A 25,867-nucleotide genomic window follows, 5' to 3' on the forward strand; every position below is an offset into this window, starting at 1 on the left:
ACTTTCGCTCATGGAAAAACGTGACCAGAGTACCAGCTGCCTCACTATTATTGGCACTATTCAACGATAGGCCAATTCCTCTCAAAGCAATGACATCTGGCCGCCCGGCGGACAAAAAGCCTCGCAATCGAGATTGAATCCCTCCCCTCGATTGAGCCCCAGACGCTTGATGGCTTTGGCAAACCGTTGCGCCAGAAGATCGGCAAACGGTCCTTCGCCGCGCATTCGCGCTCCATAACGGCTGTCGTACAGCTCACCGCCTCGGCTCTGGCGAATCAGGCTCAGCACATGGGCTGCACGCTGCGGGTAGTGGGCGGCCAGCCACTCCTCGAACAGCGGCGCGACCTCCAGCGGCAGGCGCAGCATCATGTAGGCCGCGCTTTGTGCGCCAGCGGCGTGGGCTTCGCCAAGCAGACTTTCCAGTTCGCTGTCGTTGATCATCGGAATCATCGGTGAGCACAGCACGCCTACCGTAATACCCGCTTCACGCATGACCTTGATCGCCCGCAACCTGGCCTTTGGTGCAGCAGCTCGCGGTTCGAGGATGCGTTTGAGCTCATCATCGAGCGTGGTCAGGCTGATCATCACCGCCACCAACCGTTGTTGCGCCAGCTCGACGAGCAGGTCCAGATCACGAAGAATCAATGAGCCTTTGGTGATGATAGTCACCGGATGGCGGTATCGCAGCAGCACTTCCAGGGTTCGCCGAGTGATTTTGTGCTCGCGCTCGATTGGCTGATAAGGATCAGTATTGGACCCAAGATTGATGGGCGCGCACTTATAACCGCGCTTGGAAAGCTGCTGCTCCAGCACAGCGGCGGCGTTGGTCTTGGCAATCAGCTTGGTCTCGAAATCCAGCCCTGGCGACAAGTCCCAATAGGCATGACTGGGCCGTGCATAGCAGTAAATACAGCCGTGCTCGCAGCCACGATAGGGATTGATCGAACGATCGAAGGGCAAGTCTGGCGAGTTGTTGCGAGTGATGATGGTTTTCGCCGTCTCGATGCGCACCTCGGTGCCTTGCGTCATCGGCGCTTCCTGATACCAGCCGTCGTCCTCGGCGACCGAGCGGTTCGGCGCGAAGCGGTTGTGCGGATTGGTCGCGGTGCCGCGTCCGCGAGGAGGCAGGGGAGTGAACATCGAACGGGCCTCTAAGCTGTATACACATACAGTATTAGAGCGTCAGAGTTCTGGCCAGTACCATTCGGCACTTCAGCGGTGTTTCAGAGTAAACCTGTGCGGCGCGTCGCCGCACAGGTTCAAGTGACAGCCATCAAACAAACATTAATTATTTTTTGTTATTTGCCCTACATTGTCCCCCGACATGGTTTTCATCTCATCTTTGCGCAAGGCGGCTACTTCACCGGGCTTAACTTCGGCCTCCTTGTTGCCCCAACTACTGCGAATAAAGTTGACCACATCGGCCACCTCCTGATCGGACAACCGCCAGGCAAACGCGGGCATGGTGAAGGTCGAAGGCGCCGTGTGGGTAGCGGGCAAGGTGCCGCCCTTCAGAACAATATGAATCAACGAGGTTGGGTCATCTGACTGCAACACCGGATTGCCCGCCAACGCCGGGAATACTCGCGTGTAACCGTGACCGTCAGTACGGTGGCAGGCAGCGCAGTTATCGATGTAGACCGACGCCCCGGGTTTGCTGTCGTCACCTTTCCACAATGCCTGGGCGACCTGCTTGTCGTAGGGGTGCGGCTGGTCGTTGGGGTCATTGGATGGCAGTGACTTGAGGTAACGAGCGATCGCGGTGAGGTCATCATTCGTCATGTACTGCATGCTGTGGAGCACCACATCGCTCATGCCACCGAACACTGCACTGCGATCACTGCGGCCGGTCTTGAGAAACTGCACCAGCTGCTCTTCGCTCCAACTGCCGAGACCGTCCTTGTGGTCACCCCTCAGGCTCTTCGCAATCCAGCCTTCCAGTGGCGCGCTGCCCGAGAGAAACTCACGGCCTTCATTGGCGCTCAAGGCTTTTTCCTGCATGGTCAGGGCTCGCGGCGTATGGCAGGCACCGCAATGGCCGAGACCGTCCACCAGGTACGCACCACGGCTGACCACAGGGTCTTCACCTGCGACGGCCTGATAGTCCTTGACGCTCGGCGCGAACATCCCGCGCCACATCGCCAATGGCCAACGCATGCTCAACGGCCAGGGAATGTCGCTGTCTTTATTGTCCCGAACCACTGGTGCAACGCCCTTCATGAAGTAGGCATATAGCGCCTGCATATCCGCTTCGCTGACGCGCGCATAGGATGGGTATGGCATGGCCGGGTAAAGTGTACTACCGCTTTTCGCGACGCCGTGGCGCACGGCCTTGTCGAAGTCTTCGAAGCTGTATTCGCCAATGCCGGTTTTGTCCGGCGTGATGTTAGTGGAGTAAATGGTGCCGATCGGCGTTTCCATCGCCAGCCCGCCCGCAAAGGGTTTGCCACCCTTGGCGGTGTGGCAGGCCACACAGTCTCCGGCGCGAGCCAGGTATTGGCCCTGACTGATCAGCGCTTGTTGATCAACTTCAGCAGCCAATGCCGACAGGCTGCTCAACAGCGTAAAGGTCGCGATAACGAGTGCTTTCATGGTCATCGCTCCTTAAGCCTGAACCAGCGGGCCGGGGTTCTTCAGGTATTGCTCACGGATCGCTCGGGCCGACCAGTAAGTCAACGCAGCCACCAGACCGGTGGGGTTGTAACCCAAACCTTGCGGGAAAGCCGATGCGCCGGGAACAAAGACGTTATGCACGTCCCAGCTCTGGAGGTAGCGATTGAGCGCACTGGTTTTCGGATTGGTGCCCATGATCGCGCCACCATTGAGATGAGTGGTCTGGTAGGCCGCGGTGTTGAAGTGTTCGCCGACTTTCTTGCCAAGCAGGGCGATGGCCTTGGGATTCATCGCTTCGGCGATCTTGCTCATCTTCCCGACCATGAAGCGATTCATCTTGATGTCGTTTTCTTGCCAGTCGAAGGTCATCCGCAGCAGCGGTAGGCCGTAGGCATCGCGGTACACCGGATCGAGATCGAGGTAGTTGCCACGGTAGGACTGATGCGCACCGTGGGCATCCATCGACACCTGATGGGTGTAGTAATCGGCTGTCGCTCGTTTCCAGGCACTGCCCCAGGCCGGAGTGCCCGGTGGGTTGGAGGTCCCGGCAATCGGCCGACTACCGGCCTGGTTGACCCACATCGGCGAACCGCCGACGAAACCGTGGGGGCCATGGTCGAAATTGTCGGCATTGAAATCATCCACCGCCACACCATTGCCGCCAGCGCCAATGAAGTTGTTGGTGTGCACATCCTTGTCGAAGTAGGCCTTGATGGTGGCCAGGTTCTGATACGCGAAATTCTTGCCCACCACGCCTTCGCCGCTGATCGGGTCATAAGGCTTGCCAATGCCGGAAAGCAGCATCAACCGTACGTTGTGGAGCTGGAACGCACCCAGGATTACCAGATCCGCTGGCTGCTCAATCTCCCGGCCCTGGGCGTCGATATAGGTGACGCCGGTAGCCTTGGTCCTGGTGCTGTCGAGATTGACCTTGAGCACGTGGGAGTTAGGCCGCAACTCGAAGTTCGGCAGCGGCTTGAGCGCTGGCAGGATGTTCACGTTCGGCGAGGCTTTGGAATACATGTAGCAGACGTAGCCGCTGCAAAAACCACAGAAGTTGCAGGGGCCCATCTGCGCACCGTAAGGGTTGGTGTATGGCCCCGAGGTATTGGCGGATGGCAAGTTGTAGGGTTTGTAACCCACGGCATTGGCGGCTTTCTGGAACAACTGCGCGGAGTAGGTGTTCTTCTGCGATTGCAGTGGGAAATGATTCGAACGATCTGGCGCGTAAGGGTTGCCGCCTTTGCCTTCGCCCACCACCTGACCATTCACGGTCCAGGCCTGGCCCGAAGTGCCAAAGACTTTTTCGGCATAGTCGAAAAACGGCTCCAGTTCTTCGTAACTGACACCGAAGTCCTGGATGGTCATGTCCTTGGGGATGAAGCTTTTGCCATAGCGCTCTTCGTAATGACTGCGCATGCGCAACTCGATCGGGTCGACCCGAAAGTGCACGCCGGACCAGTGCAAACCAGCGCCACCGACGCCATTACCCGGCAGAAAGGCGCCGAGTTGGCGATTCGGCAGGGCGACGTCATTCACGCTATGGCGAATGGTGACGGTCTCTTTCGATATGTCCTGAAAGAGTTTTTTACGCACGCTGTAAGTGAGTTCGTCGATGACCTGTGGATAGTTGCCGTCGGGGTAGGTGTCCTGCATCGGCCCGCGCTCCAGCGCCAGCACATTGAGGCCTGCTTCCGTCAGCTCCTTGGCCATGATTGCGCCGGTCCAGCCGAAACCAACGATCACTGCGTCGACCTTCTTCATTACAGTTGCCATGCTCAAGCCCTCTCGCCGCGAATCGACACTGCCGGGAAGGGGTATTGCTCGTTGCGTTCCACCCAATCCATGAAATCGGCGCGAGCGCCGGGGAAACCGATCATGGTCCAGCCGACCATGCCTTTATTGCCACCGTGGATCGGGTCGCAGAAGAACCCTTCCTTGGTGTTTTGCAGCAGGATGTTGAAGAAAATCTTCGACGGTACGCTGTCGAATTGCGCTTGGCCGGCCTCAAGTTGCTTGAGCAAATCGTCCTGGGTAGCGCTGTCTTGCGCAGCAAATAGCTTACCGTTGAGCGTTTTTGACCACGCATCCGTCGCAGCAATACCCAGGCGATAGATCTCTTTGGGCACCAACTTGCTCTGCCAGCCCATTTCCGGTGCCGCGTCGGCATTGAATGGCCCTTGCATGTACCACAAGGCTCCAGCGGCGTAAGGCGTGTTCATTTGCCGGTCGATGTATTCAGGCACACCCGCCTGGAGGGCTCCCGGGCCTTGTTCGTCGGCGGGAATCAGACGCGCGACCGCAGCCTGGATAAACGCCCACTCTTGGGCGGTAAAAAAAACCGGCTCATAGGCAGCGCTGCTGACAGGCGTCTTGCCCGGGTTGGCAGGAGCCGCCTCAGGTGCCGCCAGCAGCACGGAGCTGCCCAGCGCAGTGCTGGCAACGGTGACCACAGGGATCAAGGTCAGGGATTTGCGTAAAAACTCACGCCGCGGGTTGTCTCGATCTTGATCGGACATGGGTGCACCTCATCAGGCATTCACGGATTTATCAGCCGCATCTAAAGAGCAGCTTGTCGTTTTTTTGGCAGCGATGTGGGTCGAGCTCAACCCGAAGGAAAAGAGCACATCAGCAAATTTTAGTTACAAATGGTAGCAGGCTAAGCATAAAGATGAATCGATTCAGCTTAAAATTGCAGAGTTTTCGATAATCCCGCCGTCCCAACAGACTTCACGATTCTTTGACAAGCCACTCACGGGCCTTTGACCCATTCGGCCCCACGCTAGATTCCACTCGCCCATTTCTCATTCACGGCCCCCTCACGCATGTCGAAAACCCGCGTCTTACCCGCACTGTGCTTTTCTTTCATGGCGCTCTTTGCGATAGCTCAGGTTCAGGCTGACGAAACCCAGTCGACCCGCCCCGCCGAATGGGCTCAGCCGGTCGACGCGCAGTACAACCTCTACCAGATGTCCCCGACGCTCTACCGCAGCACGCTACCCGATCGCGCAGCGGTGCCGTCGCTGGAAAAACTCAAGGTCGGGACGGTCATCAACTTCCTGCCGGAGTCCGACTCCAACTGGTTGTCGGCACCGGGCATTACCCAGGTGCACCTGTCGTATAAAACCAACCATGTCGATGACGCCGAGGTACTGAGGGCCTTGCGGGCAATCAAGTCCGCTGAAAGCAAAGGTCCGGTACTGATTCACTGCAAACATGGCTCGGACCGCACCGGTCTGATGGCCGCGATGTACCGGGTGGTGGTGCAGGGCTGGAGCAAGGAGGACGCCTTGAACGAAATGACCCAAGGCGGCTTTGGCGACAGCACCCACTTCAAGGACGGGATTCGCTACATGATGAAGGCTGACATCGAAAAGCTGCGCGCTGCGCTGGTCAGCGGTGCGTGCAGTACCAGTGTGTTCGCCACCTGCTCGGTCAAAAGCTGGTTCAAAGCCGCCGACACGCAATAAGCACTCTGCGAGAAAACCTGCCAAGCCCCGTGGGAGACTGGCAGGTCGAGGGGATCGTCAATCTTTTTTCAACTTCGGATTGGGGAAAAACTGCACGGTCTGCACCTTGGCATCCGGCACTTTCAACGCTGAAGTATTGACCCGCGTACCCAACTCCTTGGGTACCGACAGACCTTGCTCGTTGAGCGTGTCGCTATAACCGCAGGCCACGCATTCGCGGTGCGGCACGTCGTCTTCGCTCCACATCATCAATTTGTCCGGCTCGCTGCACGCCGGGCAGACTGCCCCGGCGATGAAGCGTTTTTTGGTTTTACTCACAGGCCTGTCACTCATGCTGCCGCGTCCTCACTCAGGCCGCTGTGGCGCAAGAGTGCGTCAATTGACGGCGCACGTCCGCGGAAATCGACGAACAGCACCATCGGCTCCTGAGAACCGCCGCGCGCCAGAATCGCTTCGCGGAACGCGCGACCGGTGTCGGCGTTGAACACACCTTCTTCCTCGAACCTCGAGAATGCATCAGCCGATAGCACTTCAGCCCATTTGTAGCTGTAGTAACCCGCCGCGTAACCGCCAGCGAAGATGTGCGCAAAGCTGTTAGGGAAGCGGTTATAGGCCGGCGGACGCATGACCGAAACTTCGTCGCGCACGCGTTCGAGCACTTGCAGCACGCTGCGGCCGTCGCCATGAGTGGAGTGGAGTTCGAAGTCGAACATCGAGAATTCCAACTGACGAACCATCATCAGCCCGGACTGGAAGTTTTTCGCTGCGAGCATTTTTTGCAGCAAGTCCTGCGGCAGCGGCTCGCCGGTTTCGTAATGACCGGAAATCAGCGCCAGGCCTTCCGGCTCCCAGCACCAGTTTTCCATGAACTGACTTGGCAACTCGACCGCATCCCACGCCACGCCGTTGATACCGGACACACCGGAGTATTCGACGCGGGTCAGCAGGTGATGCAGACCGTGACCGAATTCGTGGAACAGAGTGGTGACTTCATCGTGGGTCAGCAGCGCAGGCTTGCCGCCGACCGCCGGGGTGAAGTTGCAGACCAGATTCGCCACCGGGTTTTGCAGCACGCCTTCAGCAGTACGGCGACGGTCGCGAGCGCCGTCCATCCAGGCACCGCCACGCTTGTTGGCGCGGGCATACAGATCGAAGAAGAAGCGCCCGACGTGCTCGCCATTTTCCTTGATTTCGAACAGGCGAACGTCCGGGTGCCACGTGTCGAATTCTTTCAACTCGGCGATTTCGATGCCATACAGACGCTGGACGATGGCAAACAGGCCGCTCAGTACTTTATCGATCGGGAAGTACGCACGCAGGGCTTCCTGGGCGACGCTGTAACGTTGTTCACGGAGTTTTTCGCCGTAAAAACCGCTGTCCCAGCTTTGTAGATCCGGGCAGCCCTGTTCAGCGGCGTAAGCCTTCAGTTGCTCCAGATCCCGCGCGGCGAACGGTTTGCTGCGCTTGGCCAGATCGCGCAGGAAGCTCAGCACCTGATCGCTGGACTCGGCCATTTTGGTCGCCAGGCTCAGCTCCGAGAAACTGGTGAAACCCAATAGTTTTGCAAGCTCCTGACGCAGGTCGAGGATCTCTTCCATCACCGGGCTGTTATCGTTCTGACCGGCCTTCGGGCCTTGGTCCGACGCACGGGTGCAGTAAGCGGCGTAGACTTCTTCGCGCAATGCGCGGTCATGCGCGTAGGTCATCACCGCGAAGTAGCTTGGGAATTCCAGGCTGATCAGCCAGCCTTCCAGGTCTTTGGCCTGGGCGGCGGCGGCCATTTGCGCCTTGGCCGAATCGGTCAGGCCGGCAAGGGCTGCTTCGTCAGTGATGTGTTTGGTCCAGGCTTGGGTGGCATCGAGCAATTGGTTAGAGAAACGGCTGGCCAGCTCGGACAGTTTGCTCTGGACCTCGGCGTAACGCTTTTGCTCAGGCGCAGGCAAATCGATACCCGACAGACGGAAGTCACGCAGCGCGTGTTCAAGAATGGTTTTTTGCGCGACCTCGAAACCGGCCGCTTCCGGGCTGTTGACCAGCGCTTCATAGGCCTCGAACAATTCGCGGTTCTGGCCCAACTCGGTGGCGTAGGCGCTCAGTGCTGGCAGGCAGGACTCGTAAGCCTCGCGCAGTTCAGCACTATTGCATACGGCATTCAGATGGCTGACCGGACTCCAGGCAGAGCCCAGGCGATCGTTGAGTTCATCCATGGCCAGCACCAGACCGGCCCAGGTAGGCTGTTTGCCCTGACTTTCGAGGATGCCAGCGATAGCGGCGCGGTTGTCAGCGAGGATCTGTTCAATGGCCGGTTGCACATGCTCGGCGCGGATCGCCGAGAACGGCGGCAGGTCGTAGGGCTGCAGAAGAGGGTTGTTCACGCTCACGGTTTGGCACCTTGGCTGGAAGAAACATTGGGCCATCTTAATTACAATCGACGCTCACCGCAGCTATCAACCCCATTAATAAATGTCACAGAGGTAACGCAACTTGGCCATTCGCACCTACCAGAACCACACGCCTACACTGGGCGAGCGGGCTTTTGTCGACTGCTCGGCGGTGGTCATCGGCGACGTTGAAATCGGTGCTGACAGCTCGATCTGGCCGTTGACGGTGATCCGCGGCGACATGCACCGCATCCGCATCGGGGAGCGCACCAGCGTGCAGGACGGCTGCGTGTTGCACATCACTCACGCAGGTCCCTTCAATCCGGACGGTTTCCCTCTGCTGATCGGTGATGATGTGACCATCGCCCACAAAGTGATGCTCCACGGCTGCACTGTTGGCAGCCGAATCCTGATTGGCATGGGCAGCATTGTCATGGACGGCGCGGTGGTGGAAGACGACGTAATCATCGGTGCCGGCAGTCTGGTACCACCAGGCAAGTGCCTGGAGAGCGGTTTTCTCTATGTGGGCAGCCCGGTCAAACAGGTCCGGCCGCTGACTGACAAAGAGCGCGCCTTTTTCACCTACAGCGCGGCCAATTACGTGAAGCTCAAGGATCTCCATCTGGCCGAAGGCTACGACCAGGCTTGACCCTAGCGGCCTGTGTGGCTAGCGCTATTACTCAGGAATCACCATGCATTACCAAACTGTTTTGTTCGACCTCGATGGCACCCTGACCGACCCTCGCGAAGGCATTACACGTTCAATCCAGTTCGCGCTGAGCAAACTGGGCATTGATGAGCCGGACCTGACCAGGCTTGAACACTTTATCGGCCCGCCGCTGCTGCAGGCTTTCATGCAGTTCTATAACTTCGACGAGGCCAGGGCCTGGGAGGCGGTGAATTTCTATCGTGAGCGCTTCAAGGTCACCGGGCTGTATGAAAACCGCGTGTTTGACGGTGTCACGCCACTGCTTGAAACCCTGAGCGGGCAAGGGCGGCAGCTGTATATCGCGACCTCGAAACCTTGGGTGTTTGCGCGGGAAATTGCCCGACACTTTGATTTCGCCAGGCACTTCAAAGTGATCTACGGCAGCGAACTGGACGGCACCCGTACCGATAAAGTCGAGCTGATCTGCCATCTGCTGGCCGAAGAAGGTCTCGACCCAAGCGACACACTGATGATCGGCGACCGCAAACACGACCTCATCGGCGCCAGGCGCAACGGGCTGGATGCGGCAGCTGTGGGCTACGGCTTTGGTAGCCGTGAAGAATTAAGCGCTGAGCAGCCGGCTTATCACTTCGAGACGCTGGCTGAGTTGCATCAGGCGTTTTTGCAGCGCTAATCAAATCGAATCGCGAGCAAGCTCGCTCCTACAGGATGTCTAACCGCCGCCGATTGACCCCGTAGGAGCGAGCGGTGCGGCGATCCGACTTGCCCGCGATGGCTTTTGTACTGCCAGTGGTATTTTGGAGCCGGCCAACGATTTCAGCGCCGCCCTGCGCTGCTCAACCGGCAAGGCCCCCAGCTTTTCCACTTCGCCATAAAACCTCACCCAATCCCCACCCGACTGCCTTAACAACGCCGCAAACGCCGGCACCCACTGATCGTAGAGTCCGAAGGGCAGCAACCGAGCGTTATTCATTGGCGCGTTGATCCAGGCGTCGTAACGATTCGCACCGGCCCATTGGCTGTCACGCAGTTGTCGATAGTCGCGGCGCAACCGCTCGAACTCCTCAGCTTTGCGCTGGCGCATCTGCGTGGTCGGCAGCGCTGATGCATACAGCCGCTCAAGCCGTGTGCGGGTGTCCAGAAGCAGCTGGATAAACTGATCCCGCTGCTGCACATCAGCCTCGCTGGCTGGCGGCAACCCGCGGGCCGCACGCCACTGGCGAGTGCCTTCCTGCTCGACGAAGTTGGCGAAAGACTCGTTGAACTCGGTGTCGTCCTTCACATAAAAACGCTGGTGCGCCAACTCATGGAAGATCAGCGTCGCCAGTCGCTCATCACCCCAACCCATCATCGAATTGATAATCGGATCGTTGAACCAGCCCAGGGTCGAATAGGCCTCGACGCCGCTGATCGACACATCCATGCCTTGCTGGCGTTGCAACGCCGCCTCACCTCGCGCCGCGCCCTGGCTGTAATAACCGCGATAGGCGACACAACCGGCAATCGGGAAACAATGATGTTGCGGCGTCAGGGAAAACTCGGCCGTGGCGAACACGTTCCACACCACATAAGGCCGGCCGATATCGGCGTACAGGCGATAGCTTTTGTTATTGGGCAGGTGCAAGTGCTCACTGGCGAAGTCGCGGGCTTTCTGCGATTGGGCCAGACGCTCGCGCAGCTTCGGGTCACGAGCAGGGTCGGCAATCACCTTGGCCACAGGCTCGCGGGCCTGCAGTAGCTGCCACTGACCGCTGGCCAATTGACTGTAATAACTGACGCTGGAACAACCGTTCAGCAGCAAAAGCAACAACCCTGGAAACAAAAGCCATAAAAGACGGTCGAGTACCCCATGGCTCATACGCTGCTGCCTATCCAAATCGAACCATCCCGTGAATGTCTGCTGCAAGACTATCTCGCCTTCCTGGAGCTTCGCTATGCGCGTGTTAATGCTGATGGGTGGCCTGCTGATGTTAGCTGGCTGTGCTGGTCTGCCCACCCCTGATCCGGCGCAAGCCTGGATCGATCTCAAAGCGCATCAGGACACGACGCTGCAAGCGCTGAAAGTCGACGGAAAAACCTCAACCGACAAGCGCTATTTCGAAGTTCAGCCCGGTAGCCATGAGTTGACTGTTCGTTACCAATTCTCGGTAGAGCCGACCAATATCGGTCCGGACACCGAACGGCTTTGGCGCGACTGTCAGTTGAGTGTGAAATTCAATGACTTCAACGCCGGTCAACGTTATCAACTGCACGCCGGGAACATCGGCTTCCGGCCATGGGCCAAGCTCTATGACCAGCAGATGAGGGTAGTAGGTCAAGGACACCCCAGAGGCTGTCAACGAAGCTGATCGGAGCTATGCTAAATGTATCTTGATCTCAATCGCCGACATCATGCGCCAGTCTTTGCTTTTACTCGCCCTGACCACTCTCAGTGCCTGCACCAGCCCTTTACCGAGTGTCGATCCGCAACAAGCCTGGATCGACCTCGCCACCCCGACCCCCGGCGCCAGGGTGATATTGGCCGAGCGTCTGGATCACCAGCGGTTGAGCGACGGGCGTTTTTTTCAGGTCACACCCGGCAGCCATGAACTGGTAGTGCGCTTCGATTTCGAAACATTTGCAGGTAAATTAGGCATGATGATACAACCGCGGGTGCGCCTCTGTTACCTGACAGTGCGCTACGACCACTTCGAGGCGGGCCAGCGTTACCGACTGGAAGCCCGCTCGCTGTCCTTCGACGCCAGCGCCCGGCTGTATAACGCCAAAGGCGAGATCGTGGCAGAAGATCGGATGGTCAATTGCGTACCGTAACAGGGCTTAACGGTCGTTCTTCTGATAGATGATTTTCCTGGTGCCGTTTTCGCAGGTGCCGACCACCATATTCTGATCATGCACCTCGTCATTACTCACGATCTCCAACGTGTAGGACGCCACGTTGTTGGCCTGAATCTTTGCTTCGATCTCGGCCTTGAGCTCTTCACAAGACTTCGTTGCCGCCAGGGCCGAGGTGGTCAGCGCGCAACAGATAATCGCCAAAGCAAAACGTTTCATGGTCAAAACTCCCTTGATGCGGCGCGCACTGTCATACGCAGAAGCCGCACGCACTCATTCGACCACAGTTTCGCAAACCGAGTTCTGATTTGGCTCAAATCCGGGGGGACACCCAAAAAGATCGCAGCCTCTGGGCAGCACCTACAGGAGCTGCCCAGAGGCTGCGATCTTTTACGTCACACCAGACTTCTGGATCAGTCTAACAACGTCCCATCAAGCGTGATCCTGGCATTCAACACCTTCGACACCGGGCAACCTTCTTTGGCTTTTTTGCTCAGCTCGTCGAATTGCTGCTGACTGGCGCCTGGGATTTTCGCCTTGAGCGTCAGATGCACGGCGGTAATTGCAAAGCCACCGTCCACCTGATCCAGCGTCACCTCGGCATTGGTATCAATGCTGGTGGCTTTGAGGTTGGCCTCGCCGAGAATCATCGAAAAGGCCATGGAGAAACAACCCGCATGAGCTGCACCGATCAGCTCTTCCGGGTTGGTGCCCGGGCCGCCTTCGAAGCGTGCCTTGAAGCCATAAGGTGCATTTCTCAGAGCCCCGGTTTCGGTCGAGATGGAGCCAAGCCCAGTCTTCAGATCACCGACCCAATGAGCCGATGCTTTCTTTTTGATACTCATCTGTGCCTCCTCAAGATCCAGCGCGAAGGATCGCGCCTTCATGGTTTTCCGTTACTAGGGTTCTGAGAATAGAAGGTCTGGCAGAGTTCACCTTGTCGGATCAAACCGCTTATCTGGCAGGCAAAATCAGCTCTGCTATTGAATCTCGGGTATATGCCCACATTGCATAGAACACGCTTATAGAAATCGGCAGGTTTTGGCTCGTGACAAAAGCCTGCACACCCAACGGAGAAGCAGGCTTATGAAACGACTGTCTGACATCAAGTTCTCGACCCTCGACCTGGTTCCGGTCCGCGCGGATGGCAGCCCGGCGCAATCGCTGCGCAACTCGCTGGACCTGGCGCAACACGTCGAGAAATTCGGCTACAACCGTTTCTGGGTCGCCGAACACCACAATATGGACGGTATCGCCAGCTCCGCGACTTCCGTGCTGCTCGGTTATCTGGCCGGCGGTACCTCGACCATTCGCGTGGGCTCCGGCGGTGTGATGCTGCCCAATCACGCCCCATTGGTGATCGCCGAGCAGTTCGGAACCCTGGAAAGCCTGTATCCGGGCCGGATCGACCTCGGCTTGGGCCGCGCACCCGGTTCCGACCAGATGACCGCCCGTGCCCTGCGCCGTGAACGTTCCGGCAGCGCCGACGACTTCCCCGAAGATGTGGCCGAACTGATGAGATACCTCGGCCCGCGCACACCTGATCAAAAAGTGATCGCCGTTCCGGGCACCGGCACCCACGTGCCGGTCTGGCTGCTGGGTTCAAGTCTGTTCAGTGCGCAACTGGCCGGGGAGCGCGGTTTGCCCTACGCCTTCGCCTCGCATTTCGCACCGCGCTATATGCACGAAGCCATTCGCGTCTACCGTAATCACTTCAAGCCTTCGGCAGTGCTCGACAAGCCTTACGTGATGCTCGGCGTGCCGCTGGTGGCCGCGGATACCGACGAGCAGGCCGATTACCTGGCGACCTCGGTCTATCAACGGATTCTGGCCCTGATGCGCGGCCAAAGTCTGGTGCAGCGCGCACCCGTGAAAACCATGGACGGCCTGTGGTTGCCCCATGAGAAAGAAGCGGTGGCGAGCTTCCTTGGTCTGGCGATGGTCGGTAGCCCGGAGAAAATCCGCGCGAAACTGGAAGTGCTGATCGAACAGACAGGTGCCGATGAGCTGATTTTCACCTGTGATTTGTACGAGCATGCCGATCGACTGCATTCCTACGAATTGTTGGCGCAGGTCATGAAAGGCTGAACCGGATCAAATGGAGCGCCGAGAACAGGATTCGGGGCGAATCAATAAAAAAAGCCGACGCAACCGCGTCGGCTTTTCCATCTACAAGGGGGGGAACAATCCTACTTCTTGTAGACGATGACCTTGCTGCCGCTTTCGCACTTACCGACCACTTTCCCACCAGCCGCAGCGCCTTTATCAACGATGTCCAGCGAATAGCCAGAAACGTGCCTGGCATCGAGTTTCGCCGCAATCTCGCCTTTCAGTGTTTCGCACGATTTGCCTGCAGCAAGGGCTGTCCCCGCAATGCTCAGCAGACCTATCGCCAAAATAAATTTCTTCATCGGTCACATTCCCTGGTCGGATCAAAAAGAGGCGTCAACGTTCGACGCTGACGCGCTCACGTCTGTGGCGCTTTGCCATTCACTATGGCAATCGGCCAGCGCACAGGCTCAGAAGCCTAGCTCAATCTCAGCTACTGGCAATCCGGAATCCGACTTTGAGAGTGACCTGGAAGTGTGCTGCCTTGCCGTCCTTGATATGCCCACGGGTTTCGATCACTTCGAACCATTCCATGAATTTGATGCTTTTACTGGCCTGAGCCAGAGCGTTGTTGATGGCGTCTTCAATGCTGTTGAGGGAAGAGCCAACCAGTTCGACTTTCTTGTAGGTGTGATGGTCACTCATGGCGTTCTCCTTAGGGTGTGAAATACAGCCTAGCAGTGATTTTTCTTATTTCTTCTGCAGGCCGTTCCCACGAGAACGTTCAGATTTACTGCTCTTTCCCCCCCCTGAAGTCCCAAACAACACACGCCACTGATCATCAATGCAGGAGCGTCATCATGACCACCACCTTATTACGTAAAACCTCATTGCACAGCATCGAAGCCGAGATCGAGAGCCTGCTCAAGTCGGTTGGCGCAGCTCATGCTTGAGCCATTGCGCCAACTGCCGAGCGCGCCCGTCCGCGGCGCGCTTGGGTAACCACAACGCCAGTTGTGCCTGGGTTTCACAAAAGCCCCACGGCGCAACCAGGCGACCGGCTCGTACGTCCTCGGCCACTAACGGCTCAGGGGCAATCGCCACCCCAAGGCCTGCCACCGCGGCTTCCAGCAAATAATACAAATGCTCGAACCCCTGACCGAACTTCAACGTTTTTACGTCGATGCCGCTTTGTCGTGCCCAATTGGGCCAGGCTTGCGGGCGGGAAGTGGTGTGCAGTAACGCCTCACGCTGCAACGCTTCGGCCGGTGCTTGACGTAACTGCTCATAACCGGCGAAAAGCGGGCTCATTACTGGGCCGATGCGTTCGCTCGCAAGCGTATACACTTGCATATCCGCCGGCCACGGCGGCTCGGCGAACACCAGCAAGGCGTCCAGCCCCGGCCGTCGTGGATCGAGATCGCCTTCACCGGCCGACAGATGCAAACGCAGGTCCGGCAAATCGGCATTCAATCGCCCCAGACGCGGAATGAACCAGCGCGCCAGCAAACTACCCGAACAACCAAGTACGAACGGCGCGTCAGCACCGCCTTGAGTCAACTCGGCACAAACCGTGCGCAGGCGCTCGAAGGCGTCGCTGCTGGCGTCACGCAATCGCATACCGGCATCTGTGAGTTTAAGGCCGCGCCCATCCTTGATAAAAAGGCTCACGCCGAGATGCTCTTCGAGCACCTTCAATTGCCGGCTAACGGCGCCGTGGGTAACGTGCAGCTGGTCGGCAGCCTGACTAACGCTGTTCAATCGGGCAGTCGCTTCGAAGGCGCGCAGGGCGTTCAACGGGGGAAGGTCATGGCTCATGTGATCTGTGAGTTTTCCTGACAGGTTTCGGCGATCTTATCGGTTTTCAGCCCGGATCGTCAGGGGTAGAGTGAACGCCATTGTTCTTCCACCCATTCGATGGAGCGCCCCATGACCCAGACTACGACCCCATCCAATCTGCGCAGCGGCCCCGATGCCAACGGCCTGTTTGGCGCGTTCGGCGGCCGCTACGTGGCCGAAACCCTGATGCCGTTGATCCTCGACCTGGCCCGCGAATACGAAGCAGCCAAGGAAGATCCAGCATTTATCGAAGAACTGGCCTACTTCCAGCGCGATTACGTCGGCCGTCCAAGCCCACTGTATTACGCCGAGCGCCTGACCGAATTCTGCGGCGGCGCCAAGATCTACCTCAAGCGTGAAGAGCTCAACCACACCGGCGCGCACAAGATCAACAACTGCATCGGCCAGATCCTCCTGGCCCGGCGCATGGGCAAGAAACGCATCATCGCCGAAACCGGCGCCGGCATGCACGGCGTGGCTACTGCCACCGTGGCCGCACGCTTTGGCCTCGATTGCGTGATCTACATGGGCACCACCGACATCGAACGCCAGCAAGCCAACGTATTCCGCATGAAATTACTGGGTGCCGAAGTGATCCCGGTGGTCGCCGGCACTGGTACCCTCAAAGACGCGATGAACGAAGCTCTGCGTGACTGGGTGACCAACGTCGACAGTACGTTCTACCTGATCGGTACTGTGGCCGGTCCGCACCCATACCCAGCGATGGTTCGCGACTTCCAGGCCGTCATAGGCAAGGAAACCCGCGACCAGCTCCAGGCACAAGAAGGCCGTCTGCCCGATAGCCTGGTGGCCTGCATCGGCGGCGGTTCCAACGCCATGGGCCTGTTCCACCCGTTCCTCGATGACACCAGTGTGAAAATCATCGGTGTCGAAGCTGCCGGTCACGGCATCGAAACCGGCAAACACGCCGCCAGCCTGAACGGCGGTCTGCCGGGCGTGCTGCACGGCAACCGGACCTTCCTGCTGCAGGACGACGACGGCCAGATCATCGACGCCCACTCGATTTCCGCCGGCCTGGACTACCCTGGTATCGGCCCTGAACACGCCTGGTTGCATGACATCGGCCGCGTCGAATACACCTCGATCACCGATCACGAAGCTCTCGACGCATTCCACAAATGCTGCCGTCTGGAAGGCATCATCCCGGCGCTGGAAAGCGCCCACGCCCTGGCTGAAGTGTTCAAACGCGCGCCAACCCTGCCCAAAGATCACCTGATGGTGGTCAACCTCTCCGGCCGTGGCGACAAAGACATGCAAACCGTGATGCACCACATGGAACAGTCCCAGCAGGAGAAACACTAATGAGCCGCCTGCAAACACGCTTTGCCGAACTCAAAGAACAGAACCGCGCCGCCCTGGTGACCTTCATCACCGCCGGCGATCCGGGCTATGACACGTCCCTGGCGATCCTCAAAGGCTTGCCGGGCGCCGGCGCCGACGTGATCGAGCTGGGCATGCCCTTCACCGATCCAATGGCCGATGGCCCGGCGATTCAACTGGCCAACATCCGTGCGCTGGGGGCCCATCAGAACCTGGCCAAAACCCTGCAAATGGTCCGCGAGTTCCGCTCCGGCAACAGCGACACTCCGCTGGTGCTGATGGGTTACTTCAACCCGATCCACCACTACGGCGTGCCGCGCTTTATCGCTGAGGCGAAAGAGGCGGGTGTCGATGGTTTGATCGTCGTCGACCTGCCACCGGAGCATAACGGCGAACTCTGCGACCCGGCCCAGGCCGCTGGCCTGGACTTTATCCGCCTGACCACGCCGACCACCGACGATGCGCGTCTGCCGACTGTTCTCAACGGCAGTTCCGGCTTCGTTTACTACGTTTCGGTGGCCGGTGTGACCGGTGCAGGTTCCGCGACTCTGGAGCACGTCGAAGAAGCCGTTGCGCGGTTGCGCCGTCATACCGATCTGCCGATCAGCATCGGTTTCGGCATCCGCACGCCAGAACAGGCTGCAGCCATCGCTCGCTTGGCTGACGGTGTTGTGGTGGGTTCGGCGCTGATCGACCAGATCGCCAATGCCACAACTTCCGAGCAGGCCGTCAGCGGTGTCCTCAGCCTGTGTTCAGCACTGTCCGAAGGCGTGCGTAAAGCCCGCGTCAGCTGAAGGTAAAGTTCCTGATACAGAGGAATCAAAGCCTTAAGCCACAGACTAAATAGCAAGACCGAGGGGTTCAGAACCGGGTTCTGAACCCCTTTTTGCTGTTCGTGCTGTGAGGAAGACCTGATGAAAATGCCGAAACGTCTGATTGCCAGCCTGGGCGTGCTGATGCTGAGCGTCAGCCCGCTTGTGCATGTGATGGCCGACGAGCGCGACGATCATGACCACGGCGGCTGGCAACACGAACACCGAGACTATGATCATCGCGGCTACAACCGTGACGACAATCATCGCGCAGGTCCACCTCGGGACTTCGGCCCGGTCCGCCAGGTCATTCGTGAAAACCACGGGTGGTTTGTCCGCGGCGCACCACCGCCACACGGCATCTATCTGGTCCGGGGCCAGCCGTTGCCTCACGGCTACTACGGCGAACGCCTGGACGATCGCGCGCTGTCCCACCTGCCGTATTACCCCGGTTATGAATGGCGGCGCATGGGGGCCGATGTGGTGCTGATCGCCGTGGGTACCGGGATCGTTTATGAAATTCTGGAAGGGGTGTTGTATTGACTCAAGGATCGTACCCACGCTCCCGCGTGGGGAGGCCTCACTGGACGCTCTGCGTCCGCTCTCGAATGTGACGCAGAGCGTCACGGGCTGCATTCCCACGCAGAGCGTGGGAACGATCACACGATCACAAAGACCCGCGCGTCAGTGCACCGGGTTTTCGAGGTCCAGCGCCCGGTTCACCAGCAGTTGGCCCAACTCGACCATCTGCTGGATGGCCAACGCCACATGTCGACGCGAGCCTTCGAGGTCAAAGGCCAGATCGCAGGCCATGGCGTTGACCGAGGCGAGTGTCTCGTAAGCGTTGGTCAACAGGGTTTCGGTGTTGGCTTCGGGTGACACCATAAACAGTGTGCCGGGGCGGGTGCCGACGAAGCGCTGGGTGTCAGGTTTAGAGCCCAAGTGATGATCAAGAGCGCGCTCGGCGGCGTCGTTGAGTTTGGTCGAATCGAGGGATTCGTAGGGGGAGGTGCTTAGGGTTTCGGGGGGATTCGGTGTTGGTTTGAACATGATGTGATTCCGAGATTAAGGAGCCGACACCGTTTCGCTTGCTTCGAAAGAGGTGGCGGCTGTGTATAGGTGTGCAAGACCGGTCTCGGAACCCGGCAGACCCAAAGGCCTCCCACACACAGCCGCCATAACGATTCGCGAGCATAAAAAAATGCTCGATGAATAGCCATAACCGATTGTGAACCGAGCCGGACTTGCACGTCCGTGTCACCGATTTTGCGGTGACGGACGCAGATTAGTGCCCGATCCAAGGCTCCACAAGTTCATGCATGGCGCTAGAAGTTGAAGGAAATCTCCGACGCCCCCGCCCCAATGATCGTTCCCACGCTCCGCGTGGGAATGCAGCCCGTGACGCTCCGCGTCACAGTCGAAGCGGACGCGGAGCGTCCGTTGAAGCATTCCCACGCAGAGCGTGGGAACGATCGCACTGCTCAAAAAATAGACAAATCCAGCGGCCTTACCGCCCCCATCCAAATGGCATGCTCGGCATGGTCCGCCAGGTTATCCCCGGTATCGGGGTGCACAAACACCACCAGGCCTTTGCGATTAAGCGCCAGCCACGGCAGGACGTCGCCGAAATACTCAGGGGCGAAGGCCAACTGGCAGCTCCAGTCCGGGTGCGGGCCGACTGGCCGTTCATGCACACGCCCCATCTTCAGCGGAAATAACTGCGCAGCCTGCTCACACAGGGCTCGGGCCTGATCGATAGTGTTGGCGTCGAAATAGACATGGGCGTGGTAGCCCTTGATTCGTTGCATCTGAAACCCTCGCGACAATGTCGAACCCCTCCGGTTGCCCACAGGTCAGCACCTATACTTGTGGGAAAGAAGGAAGTTCAGCCATGAAAAACGCCGAAACCCCGGTGGTCAAACTGGTGCTCTATGGTGCCATGAGTAGCCTCGGCAGTGCGCTGATGGCTGAGATGCTGCGGCGCCAACATGAAGTCATCGCCATTCTCGATGACCTGACGGCTCTGGCACCGCGCCCGGGTTTGCGCACCAAAACCGGAAATCTGTTCGATGCCGAACGGGTCAAGCAAAGCGTCGCCGGCTGTTCGGCAGTGATCTGCCTGCTGGATGCACCGGGACTGCCGATGAGTCATGAACACGTCGAAAAAACCACGACGCCCGACCCGGTAGAGCAGGTCCGCGCCGTCGATGCGTTGATCGTCGGAATGCAGGCAATGGGCATCCATCGGTTGTTTCTAGTGGGGGGCTTTGCGGTGCTGGATGACCCGGAAGAGGGGGATCCCCTACAACACCACGCCGCCGAAGAAATCCTCGAAGCCCTGCAGGCCAGCACCTTGCACTGGACGCTGGTGAACGCGCCGCGAGGTGTGGCCGGACTGACCATCGAACATTTCAGCCGGGTCAGCAGCCACCTTGAGCCGGGGCTGGCCCCAGTGCTTGAGCGGCTCAACCGCGTCGCAGTCGGGATTGCCGATGAGCTGCGCCTGAATCTGCACATCCGCGAGCACGTGTGTTTCGTAGCGACAGACGCTAAACCGCAATAGACGGCAGGGCCACACCCGTCAGCGATTCGGCACTGCTGGCCTGCTCGGCCATCAACCAATCGACGAACGTCTGGATCAGCGGCCCGCGGCGTTTGCGCTGGGGCAAAACCACGTAATAGCCGAAACGTGAGATCGCCGTTTCGGCTATCGGCCGACAGAGCCAGCCCTGCTCCAACAAGTTATCCACAAGGTGGCGCCAACCGATGGCCACGCCTTGGCCGGCAATCGCCGCCTGGATCAACAGTGTGTAGTTGTCGAAGCGCAATGGTCCCGGGGCAGGCGCTGAAGCAATGCCCAACTCGCGAAACACGCCACTCCAGTCGAACCAATGGCTGCTGTTTTCACCGCGCAGATGCAGCAGTGGAAACTCCAGTAGCGAATGAGCAGGCAAGGGCGTCGAGCGATCCTCGAGCAACTGCGGGCTGCACACCGGAAACACTTCTTCGCTGAACAGCCAATGGCTTTCACCCTGTTTGAATCGCCCATCGCCAAACAAAACGGCGACATCGATATCCGTGCGCAGCATGTTATGACTGCGCTCGCTGGTGACCAGGCTGACGTCGACCTGCGGGTTGGCTTCATGGAAGCGCTGCAGGCGCGGCATCAGCCAGTAGGCGGCGAAGGCAAAGTCAGTCGCGACCTGTAACACCTCATGCTGATGCTGGGCGCTGATCGCGCTCAAGCCGGCGTCAATGCTTTGCAATCCGGCCTGCACCTGTTCGAACAGAATCGTTCCGGCCTCGGTCAGTTCAATGCCGCGATAGATCCGGTCGAACAGGCGCGTGCCCAGTTGCTCCTCGAGCCGCTTGATCTGCTGGCTCACGGCCGGCTGGGTCGTGCCGAGCTCCACCGCCGCTGCGGTAAAGCTGCGGTGGCGGGCCGCGGCTTCGAAGGCGCGAAACAGGTCCAGGGACAAATCGCCAAGAGCGTCATACATAAGCTGTACTTATCCTAGTCATTGCCGTGCATGGGCTTTACCACCAAGTGCGTGGGCTCCATTCTCGATCACAGCACTTTCGCATAAATATTCACTATGGAATGCCGCGATCACATGAAGCGCAAGAACATTCTTTTCATCATGGCCGATCAAATGGCCGCGCCAATGTTGCCATTCTACGGCCCATCGCCCATCAAATTGCCCAATTTGAGCCGCCTCGCCGCGCAAGGCGTGGTGTTCGACGCCGCCTACTGCAACAGCCCGCTCTGTGCGCCTTCGCGCTTTACCCTGGTCAGCGGACAGTTACCGAGCAAGATCGGCGCCTACGACAACGCGGCCGATTTCCCCGCCGATGTGCCGACTTATGCCCACTACCTGCGTCGCCTCGGTTACCGCACGGCGCTGTCGGGCAAGATGCACTTTTGCGGCCCGGATCAACTGCACGGTTACGAAGAACGCCTGACCAGCGACATCTACCCGGCCGACTACGGCTGGTCGGTGAACTGGGACGAGCCGGATGTACGCCCGAGCTGGTATCACAACATGTCCTCGGTGCTGCAAGCCGGGCCATGTGTGCGTACCAATCAGCTGGATTTCGATGAAGAGGTGGTGTTCAAGGCTCAGCAGTACCTGTTCGACCATATCCGCGAGGATGGCGATCAGCCGTTCTGCCTGACCGTTTCGATGACTCACCCCCACGACCCGTACACCATTCCCAAAGCGTTTTGGGACCTGTACCGCGACGAAGACATTCCACTGCCGCAGACGCCGGAGCAGACCCGTCTCGATCCGCATTCCCAGCGTCTACTCAAGGTCTACGACTTGTGGGACAAGCCGCTGCCTGTGGATAAAATCCGCGACGCGCGCCGTGCCTATTTTGGCGCATGCAGCTATATCGACAGCAACGTCGGCAAACTCCTGCAAACGCTTGAGGAAACCGGGCTAATCGACGACACCATCATTGTGTTCTCCGGCGACCACGGCGACATGCTCGGCGAGCGCGGGCTCTGGTACAAAATGCACTGGTTCGAAATGGCTGCCCGCGTGCCGCTGCTGGTCAGTGCTCCGGGGCAATTCGGCGCAGGACGGGTCCGCGCTGCGGTGTCCACCGCCGATTTGCTCCCGACCCTGGTGGAGCTGGCCGGTGGTGAGCTGGAACCCGGTCTGCCACTGGACGGCCGCTCACTGGTCCCGCACTTGTTGGGCCAGGCCGGCCACGACGAAGTCTTTGGCGAGTACATGGCCGAAGGCACCATCAGCCCGCTGATGATGATTCGCCGCGGTGCCTGGAAATTCATCTACAGCGAAGACGACCCCTGCCTTCTCTTCGACGTACACAACGACCCGCGTGAACAGGAAGAACTCAGCCATTCGCCGCAACATCGGCAACTGTTCGACGATTTTCTCGCCGAAGCGCGGGCGAAATGGGATATCCCGGCGATTCACCAACAGGTGCTCGCCAGCCAGCGACGCCGGCGCTTTGTCGCCCAGGCGCTGACCACCGGGAAGCTGAAGAGCTGGGATCACCAGCCGCTGGTCGACGCCAGTCAGCAATACATGCGCAACCACATCGACCTCGACGATCTGGAGCGCAAGGCTCGTTATCCACAACCCTGCCAAAACCAATAACGTAAGGGGAAGAGCATGCAACGGTTATCCACAGTACTGAGCGCGGGGCTATTGGCCCTGAGCAGTGTTTCGGCCTACGCCGAGCAGAGCTGCGACACGGTGAAAATGGCCGACCCGGGCTGGAGCGACATCGCCGCGACCAACGCCATCACCGGTTTTCTGTTAGATGGCATGGGCTACAAGGCCAAGGTCGACACGCTGGCGGTGCCGATTACCTTTGGCGGGCTCAAGGACGGCCAGGTAGATGTCTTCATGGGTAACTGGATGCCGGCGCAGCAGGGCTTCTACGACAAGTTCGTGGCCAATGGTGACGTCACCCAACTGGCGAAGAACCTGGACGGCACCGAATTCACGCTGGCAGTGCCGGATTACGTCTGGGACGCGGGTGTGCATAATTTTGCCGACCTGAATAAATATGCCGACCAATTCCCTGAAAAAGTCGACAAGAAGATCTACGGCATCGGCTCCGGCGCGCCAGCGAACATCTCGTTGCAGGACATCATCAAGAAAAACGACTTCGAGCTGGGTCAGTGGAAGCTGATCGAATCCAGCGAGCAAGCAATGCTGGCCGAAGTGTCCCGCGCAGTTAAGAAACAGAAATTCGTGACCTTCCTCGGCTGGACCCCACACCCGATGAACGTGCAATTGAAAATGCACTATCTGAAAGGCGGCGAGAAGTACTTCGGCGACACCGGCAGCGTCTACACCCTGACCCGCAAAGGTTATGCACAGGCCTGCCCGAACGTCGGCAAACTGCTGACCAATCTGAGTTTCACCCAGGAAATGGAGAACAGCATCATGGCCGAGGTGGTGAACAAGAAAGTCAGCAACGCCGACGCCGCCAAAGCCTGGATCAAGGCCAACCCCGCAGTGCTGGACAAGTGGCTGGATGGGGTGAAGACCGTCGATGGGAAGGATGCGTTGGTGGCGGTGAAGGCGAAGCTTTGAGTGATGGCGAGGTGATCGTTCCCACGCTCTGCGTGGGAATGCATCCCGTGATGCTGCGCGTCACATCCAGAGCGGACGCGGAGCGTCCTTAGCGGCATTCCTTCTGCTGCGCGTGGGAACGATCAAACCCAACCTTGCATCCAGCCCTTTGAAACTTCACCCTTACGCTTTTTGCATATCCCGACCGAGAGGACCCATGGCCTGGCTCAACCGCCATAAACTCTTCCCCTTCCTGAGCTGGATGCCACGGCAAACCCGCGCCAGCGTCGGCCGCGACGTGATTGTCGGCCTGAGCGGAGCGATTCTGGCGCTACCGCAATCCATCGCCTATGCGCTGATCGCCGGCCTGCCGCCCGAGTATGGCTTGTACGCGGCAATCATTCCGGTGCTGATCGCCTGCCTGTGGGGCTCGTCCTGGCATCTGATCTGCGGCCCGACGGCGGCGATTTCCATTGTGCTGTATGCCAGCGTCAGTCCATTGGCCGTACCCGGTTCGCAGGACTACATCACCCTGATCCTGTTGCTAACGTTCCTTGCCGGGGCTTTCCAGTGGCTGCTGGGCATGCTGCGCTTCGGCGCGCTGGTAAATTTCGTCTCCCACTCGGTGGTACTGGGCTTCACCCTTGGCGCCGCGGTGGTCATCGCCCTTGGGCAATTACCCAACCTGCTGGGGCTCGATCTTGCGAATCAGGCCACTGCTCTGAACGGTCTGATGTCGCTGATCAGCCATATTGGCGCTCTGGACCGACCGTCATTGGTTCTGGGCATTAGCACCTTGGTGTTGGGCATCGTTCTCAAACTCCTGCTGCCGCGCTGGCCGACATTGCTGATCACGTTGGCCTTGAGCGCCCTGGTGGTCTGGCTGTGGCCGGCGATGTTTGGTCATGTGAAGCTAGTGAGCTCGTTCGTCGGCAAACTACCGCCCTTCAGCCCGCTGCCGCTGGATCTTGATCTGGTGCTGCGCCTGCTGCCCAGCGCCGTAGCGGTGGGGATGCTCGGCCTGGTCACCAGCCTGTCGATCGCCCGCTCGTTGTCCGCCCGTTCGCAGCAACTTCTCGACGCCAATCAGGAAGTTCGCGCTCAGGGCTTGTCCAATATCGTTGGAGGGCTCTTCTCGGGTTCTCTGTCGGCCGGCTCTTTCACCCGCTCGGGTCTGAGCTACGAAGCCGGCGCTTGCTCGCCGTTGGCCGGGGTATTTTCCGCGTTATGGGTGGCGTTGTTCGCCGTGACCGGCGCGTCGTTGATCGCGCATATCCCAATCCCGAGCATGGCCGGGAGCATTTTGCTGATCAGTTGGGGGTTGGTGGATCATCGCGGTATTCGGTCGTTGTTCCGGGTCAGCCGCTCTGAGTTCGCGGTCATGGCGCTGACCTGCGTCGCAACCCTGTTGCTGGAGTTACAGACCGCGATCTACGCCGGGGTACTGGTGTCGCTGTTCTTCTACCTCAAACGCACTTCGCAACCGCGAGTGCAGCAGTGGCGCGACGGCGACGAAGACATTCTGCGGGTCGGCGGCTCGATCTTCTTCGGCGCCAGCCACTACCTGCAAGTACGCCTGCAAAGTCTCCACGGCTCACGGGTGGTGATCGATGCGCAGCAGATCAACTTCATCGACTATTCCGGGGTGGAAATGCTCCATCAGGAAGCACGGCGGTTGCTGCGGCAGGACCGTAGCCTGACCCTGCGGCGAGCACGGCCGCAGGTGGTGGAAGAGCTGAGGAAGCTGGAAGGGGCGGAGAAATGCCCGATTCGGTTTGAAGACTGAACACAAAAGCCCGCGCCG

General features: G+C 58.9%; 28 protein-coding genes. 13 read left to right on the top strand and 15 right to left on the bottom strand.

Annotated elements, in window-relative coordinates:
- Positions 1-81: 81 nt before the first annotated feature.
- The 4 genes from AC07W5_RS00305 to AC07W5_RS00320 all read right to left on the bottom strand — a co-directional run bounded on the left by AC07W5_RS00305 (position 82) and on the right by AC07W5_RS00320 (position 5,132).
- On the bottom strand, positions 82-1,140 hold the full coding sequence (locus AC07W5_RS00305; RefSeq protein ID WP_495010539.1) for a PA0069 family radical SAM protein: 1,059 nt from the start codon (positions 1,138-1,140) through the stop codon (positions 82-84).
- A 144-nt stretch (positions 1,141-1,284) separates the two neighbouring features.
- Positions 1,285-2,592 carry a c-type cytochrome gene (locus tag AC07W5_RS00310; RefSeq protein WP_495022594.1) on the bottom strand — a complete coding sequence of 436 codons (1,308 nt, stop codon included), beginning with the start codon at positions 2,590-2,592 and terminating at the stop codon, positions 1,285-1,287.
- Positions 2,593-2,604: 12 nt separating this feature from the next.
- Positions 2,605-4,389, bottom strand: coding sequence for a GMC family oxidoreductase (locus AC07W5_RS00315; RefSeq protein ID WP_494991111.1), 1,785 nt, complete (start codon positions 4,387-4,389; stop codon positions 2,605-2,607).
- Positions 4,390-4,391: 2 nt separating this feature from the next.
- Positions 4,392-5,132: a gluconate 2-dehydrogenase subunit 3 family protein gene (locus AC07W5_RS00320; RefSeq protein WP_494991110.1), complete on the bottom strand. Its 741-nt coding sequence runs from the start codon at positions 5,130-5,132 to the stop codon at positions 4,392-4,394.
- Positions 5,133-5,438: 306 nt separating this feature from the next.
- Here AC07W5_RS00320 and AC07W5_RS00325 point away from each other — a divergent pair, with 306 nt between their 5' ends.
- Positions 5,439-6,083, top strand: a complete 645-nt coding sequence (locus AC07W5_RS00325) for a dual specificity protein phosphatase family protein (RefSeq protein ID WP_494991109.1) — start codon at positions 5,439-5,441, stop codon at positions 6,081-6,083.
- Positions 6,084-6,140: 57 nt separating this feature from the next.
- Here AC07W5_RS00325 and AC07W5_RS00330 read toward each other — a convergent pair whose 3' ends face one another.
- Positions 6,141-6,416: a YheV family putative zinc ribbon protein gene (locus tag AC07W5_RS00330; protein ID WP_494991108.1), complete on the bottom strand. Its 276-nt coding sequence runs from the start codon at positions 6,414-6,416 to the stop codon at positions 6,141-6,143.
- A complete protein-coding gene (prlC, locus tag AC07W5_RS00335) occupies positions 6,413-8,464 on the bottom strand; it encodes an oligopeptidase A (protein ID WP_495022595.1) in 2,052 nt (683 codons plus the stop codon). Before prlC ends, AC07W5_RS00330 begins: the two co-directional genes overlap by 4 nt.
- A gap of 103 nt (positions 8,465-8,567) precedes the next feature.
- Here prlC and AC07W5_RS00340 point away from each other — a divergent pair, with 103 nt between their 5' ends.
- Together AC07W5_RS00340 and AC07W5_RS00345 are read left to right on the top strand one after the other, a co-directional pair.
- Positions 8,568-9,113 carry a gamma carbonic anhydrase family protein gene (locus AC07W5_RS00340; protein ID WP_494991106.1) on the top strand — a complete coding sequence of 182 codons (546 nt, stop codon included), beginning with the start codon at positions 8,568-8,570 and terminating at the stop codon, positions 9,111-9,113.
- Positions 9,114-9,156: 43 nt separating this feature from the next.
- Positions 9,157-9,807, top strand: coding sequence for an HAD family hydrolase (locus tag AC07W5_RS00345; RefSeq protein WP_495010535.1), 651 nt, complete (start codon positions 9,157-9,159; stop codon positions 9,805-9,807).
- Between the two features lie 39 nt (positions 9,808-9,846).
- On the opposite strand, the gene AC07W5_RS00350 is transcribed toward AC07W5_RS00345, so the two are convergent.
- Positions 9,847-10,992, bottom strand: coding sequence for an aminopeptidase (locus tag AC07W5_RS00350; protein ID WP_495022596.1), 1,146 nt, complete (start codon positions 10,990-10,992; stop codon positions 9,847-9,849).
- A gap of 76 nt (positions 10,993-11,068) precedes the next feature.
- Between AC07W5_RS00350 and AC07W5_RS00355 the strand changes: the two genes are divergently transcribed.
- On the top strand, positions 11,069-11,482 hold the full coding sequence (locus AC07W5_RS00355; RefSeq protein ID WP_495022597.1) for a PA0061/PA0062 family lipoprotein: 414 nt from the start codon (positions 11,069-11,071) through the stop codon (positions 11,480-11,482).
- Positions 11,483-11,525: 43 nt separating this feature from the next.
- The gene (locus AC07W5_RS00360) at positions 11,526-11,945 is read left to right on the top strand and encodes a PA0061/PA0062 family lipoprotein (RefSeq protein WP_494991101.1); all 420 of its coding nucleotides are present in this window, start codon (positions 11,526-11,528) and stop codon (positions 11,943-11,945) included.
- Positions 11,946-11,951: 6 nt separating this feature from the next.
- Here the strand turns inward: AC07W5_RS00360 and AC07W5_RS00365 are convergent, their stop codons facing one another.
- Positions 11,952-12,185, bottom strand: coding sequence for a DUF1161 domain-containing protein (locus AC07W5_RS00365; protein WP_495022598.1), 234 nt, complete (start codon positions 12,183-12,185; stop codon positions 11,952-11,954).
- A 194-nt stretch (positions 12,186-12,379) separates the two neighbouring features.
- Complete coding sequence (locus AC07W5_RS00370; protein WP_494991099.1) at positions 12,380-12,811, bottom strand: OsmC family protein; 432 nt, start codon at positions 12,809-12,811, stop codon at positions 12,380-12,382.
- A 241-nt stretch (positions 12,812-13,052) separates the two neighbouring features.
- On the opposite strand from AC07W5_RS00370, the gene AC07W5_RS00375 reads away from it, so the two are divergent.
- The gene (locus tag AC07W5_RS00375) at positions 13,053-14,054 is read left to right on the top strand and encodes an LLM class flavin-dependent oxidoreductase (RefSeq protein WP_494991098.1); all 1,002 of its coding nucleotides are present in this window, start codon (positions 13,053-13,055) and stop codon (positions 14,052-14,054) included.
- A gap of 101 nt (positions 14,055-14,155) precedes the next feature.
- Here AC07W5_RS00375 and AC07W5_RS00380 read toward each other — a convergent pair whose 3' ends face one another.
- From AC07W5_RS00380 to AC07W5_RS00390, 3 genes are all read right to left on the bottom strand, one after another.
- Positions 14,156-14,377: a DUF1161 domain-containing protein gene (locus AC07W5_RS00380; RefSeq protein ID WP_494991097.1), complete on the bottom strand. Its 222-nt coding sequence runs from the start codon at positions 14,375-14,377 to the stop codon at positions 14,156-14,158.
- 127 nt (positions 14,378-14,504) lie between these two features.
- On the bottom strand, positions 14,505-14,720 hold the full coding sequence (locus tag AC07W5_RS00385) for a dodecin (RefSeq protein ID WP_495022599.1): 216 nt from the start codon (positions 14,718-14,720) through the stop codon (positions 14,505-14,507).
- Positions 14,721-14,939: 219 nt separating this feature from the next.
- Positions 14,940-15,833, bottom strand: coding sequence for a LysR family transcriptional regulator (locus AC07W5_RS00390; RefSeq protein WP_495022600.1), 894 nt, complete (start codon positions 15,831-15,833; stop codon positions 14,940-14,942).
- Between the two features lie 111 nt (positions 15,834-15,944).
- On the opposite strand from AC07W5_RS00390, the gene trpB reads away from it, so the two are divergent.
- The 3 genes from trpB (at position 15,945) to AC07W5_RS00405 (ending at position 18,550) form a co-directional block, all read left to right on the top strand.
- The gene (gene trpB / locus AC07W5_RS00395) at positions 15,945-17,177 is read left to right on the top strand and encodes a tryptophan synthase subunit beta (protein ID WP_494991094.1); all 1,233 of its coding nucleotides are present in this window, start codon (positions 15,945-15,947) and stop codon (positions 17,175-17,177) included.
- Complete coding sequence (gene trpA, locus AC07W5_RS00400) at positions 17,177-17,989, top strand: tryptophan synthase subunit alpha (protein ID WP_495022601.1); 813 nt, start codon at positions 17,177-17,179, stop codon at positions 17,987-17,989. The genes trpB and trpA overlap by 1 nt, the downstream gene beginning before the upstream one ends.
- Positions 17,990-18,109: 120 nt before the next feature.
- Positions 18,110-18,550 (top strand): anti-virulence regulator CigR family protein, encoded by a 441-nt coding sequence (locus AC07W5_RS00405; protein ID WP_495022602.1) that lies wholly within the window; start codon positions 18,110-18,112, stop codon positions 18,548-18,550.
- Positions 18,551-18,691: 141 nt separating this feature from the next.
- Here the strand turns inward: AC07W5_RS00405 and AC07W5_RS00410 are convergent, their stop codons facing one another.
- Together AC07W5_RS00410 and AC07W5_RS00415 are read right to left on the bottom strand one after the other, a co-directional pair.
- Entirely contained in the window at positions 18,692-19,057 is a 366-nt protein-coding gene (locus AC07W5_RS00410; protein WP_495010527.1) for a DUF6124 family protein, read from the bottom strand.
- Positions 19,058-19,488: 431 nt separating this feature from the next.
- Positions 19,489-19,815, bottom strand: a complete 327-nt coding sequence (locus AC07W5_RS00415) for a DOPA 4,5-dioxygenase family protein (protein ID WP_495010526.1) — start codon at positions 19,813-19,815, stop codon at positions 19,489-19,491.
- A gap of 83 nt (positions 19,816-19,898) precedes the next feature.
- Here AC07W5_RS00415 and AC07W5_RS00420 point away from each other — a divergent pair, with 83 nt between their 5' ends.
- Positions 19,899-20,570, top strand: coding sequence for an NAD(P)-dependent oxidoreductase (locus AC07W5_RS00420; RefSeq protein ID WP_494991089.1), 672 nt, complete (start codon positions 19,899-19,901; stop codon positions 20,568-20,570).
- Here the strand turns inward: AC07W5_RS00420 and AC07W5_RS00425 are convergent.
- The gene (locus AC07W5_RS00425; RefSeq protein ID WP_494991088.1) at positions 20,557-21,507 is read right to left on the bottom strand and encodes a choline sulfate utilization transcriptional regulator; all 951 of its coding nucleotides are present in this window, start codon (positions 21,505-21,507) and stop codon (positions 20,557-20,559) included. The two genes, AC07W5_RS00420 and AC07W5_RS00425, sit on opposite strands and share 14 nt — an antisense overlap.
- Before the next feature lie 114 nt (positions 21,508-21,621).
- On the opposite strand from AC07W5_RS00425, the gene betC reads away from it, so the two are divergent.
- The 3 genes from betC (at position 21,622) to AC07W5_RS00440 (ending at position 25,849) form a co-directional block, all read left to right on the top strand.
- Positions 21,622-23,136, top strand: coding sequence for a choline-sulfatase (gene betC / locus AC07W5_RS00430; RefSeq protein WP_495022603.1), 1,515 nt, complete (start codon positions 21,622-21,624; stop codon positions 23,134-23,136).
- A gap of 15 nt (positions 23,137-23,151) precedes the next feature.
- Complete coding sequence (choX, locus tag AC07W5_RS00435) at positions 23,152-24,084, top strand: choline ABC transporter substrate-binding protein (RefSeq protein ID WP_495010523.1); 933 nt, start codon at positions 23,152-23,154, stop codon at positions 24,082-24,084.
- A gap of 196 nt (positions 24,085-24,280) precedes the next feature.
- Entirely contained in the window at positions 24,281-25,849 is a 1,569-nt protein-coding gene (locus AC07W5_RS00440; protein ID WP_495022604.1) for a SulP family inorganic anion transporter, read from the top strand.
- Positions 25,850-25,867: the final 18 nt, after the last annotated feature.

The sequence above is a fragment of the Pseudomonas sp. GW821-FHT01E05 genome (assembly GCF_059422425.1).

Coding starts and splice junctions, on each gene's coding strand:
- trpB (WP_494991094.1), top strand. CDS start 15,945: ATGACCCAGACTACGACCCCATCCAATCTGCGCAGCGGCCCCGATGCC.
- AC07W5_RS00425 (WP_494991088.1), bottom strand. CDS start 21,507: ATGTATGACGCTCTTGGCGATTTGTCCCTGGACCTGTTTCGCGCCTTC.
- AC07W5_RS00370 (WP_494991099.1), bottom strand. CDS start 12,811: ATGAGTATCAAAAAGAAAGCATCGGCTCATTGGGTCGGTGATCTGAAG.
- AC07W5_RS00325 (WP_494991109.1), top strand. CDS start 5,439: ATGTCGAAAACCCGCGTCTTACCCGCACTGTGCTTTTCTTTCATGGCG.
- AC07W5_RS00320 (WP_494991110.1), bottom strand. CDS start 5,132: ATGTCCGATCAAGATCGAGACAACCCGCGGCGTGAGTTTTTACGCAAA.
- betC (WP_495022603.1), top strand. CDS start 21,622: ATGAAGCGCAAGAACATTCTTTTCATCATGGCCGATCAAATGGCCGCG.
- AC07W5_RS00410 (WP_495010527.1), bottom strand. CDS start 19,057: ATGTTCAAACCAACACCGAATCCCCCCGAAACCCTAAGCACCTCCCCC.
- AC07W5_RS00355 (WP_495022597.1), top strand. CDS start 11,069: ATGCGCGTGTTAATGCTGATGGGTGGCCTGCTGATGTTAGCTGGCTGT.
- choX (WP_495010523.1), top strand. CDS start 23,152: ATGCAACGGTTATCCACAGTACTGAGCGCGGGGCTATTGGCCCTGAGC.
- AC07W5_RS00360 (WP_494991101.1), top strand. CDS start 11,526: ATGCGCCAGTCTTTGCTTTTACTCGCCCTGACCACTCTCAGTGCCTGC.
- AC07W5_RS00405 (WP_495022602.1), top strand. CDS start 18,110: ATGAAAATGCCGAAACGTCTGATTGCCAGCCTGGGCGTGCTGATGCTG.
- AC07W5_RS00345 (WP_495010535.1), top strand. CDS start 9,157: ATGCATTACCAAACTGTTTTGTTCGACCTCGATGGCACCCTGACCGAC.
- AC07W5_RS00390 (WP_495022600.1), bottom strand. CDS start 15,833: ATGAGCCATGACCTTCCCCCGTTGAACGCCCTGCGCGCCTTCGAAGCG.
- AC07W5_RS00385 (WP_495022599.1), bottom strand. CDS start 14,720: ATGAGTGACCATCACACCTACAAGAAAGTCGAACTGGTTGGCTCTTCC.
- AC07W5_RS00305 (WP_495010539.1), bottom strand. CDS start 1,140: ATGTTCACTCCCCTGCCTCCTCGCGGACGCGGCACCGCGACCAATCCG.
- AC07W5_RS00365 (WP_495022598.1), bottom strand. CDS start 12,185: ATGAAACGTTTTGCTTTGGCGATTATCTGTTGCGCGCTGACCACCTCG.
- AC07W5_RS00350 (WP_495022596.1), bottom strand. CDS start 10,992: ATGAGCCATGGGGTACTCGACCGTCTTTTATGGCTTTTGTTTCCAGGG.
- AC07W5_RS00420 (WP_494991089.1), top strand. CDS start 19,899: ATGAAAAACGCCGAAACCCCGGTGGTCAAACTGGTGCTCTATGGTGCC.
- AC07W5_RS00315 (WP_494991111.1), bottom strand. CDS start 4,389: ATGGCAACTGTAATGAAGAAGGTCGACGCAGTGATCGTTGGTTTCGGC.
- AC07W5_RS00440 (WP_495022604.1), top strand. CDS start 24,281: ATGGCCTGGCTCAACCGCCATAAACTCTTCCCCTTCCTGAGCTGGATG.
- AC07W5_RS00380 (WP_494991097.1), bottom strand. CDS start 14,377: ATGAAGAAATTTATTTTGGCGATAGGTCTGCTGAGCATTGCGGGGACA.
- AC07W5_RS00415 (WP_495010526.1), bottom strand. CDS start 19,815: ATGCAACGAATCAAGGGCTACCACGCCCATGTCTATTTCGACGCCAAC.
- AC07W5_RS00330 (WP_494991108.1), bottom strand. CDS start 6,416: ATGAGTGACAGGCCTGTGAGTAAAACCAAAAAACGCTTCATCGCCGGG.
- AC07W5_RS00375 (WP_494991098.1), top strand. CDS start 13,053: ATGAAACGACTGTCTGACATCAAGTTCTCGACCCTCGACCTGGTTCCG.
- trpA (WP_495022601.1), top strand. CDS start 17,177: ATGAGCCGCCTGCAAACACGCTTTGCCGAACTCAAAGAACAGAACCGC.
- AC07W5_RS00310 (WP_495022594.1), bottom strand. CDS start 2,592: ATGAAAGCACTCGTTATCGCGACCTTTACGCTGTTGAGCAGCCTGTCG.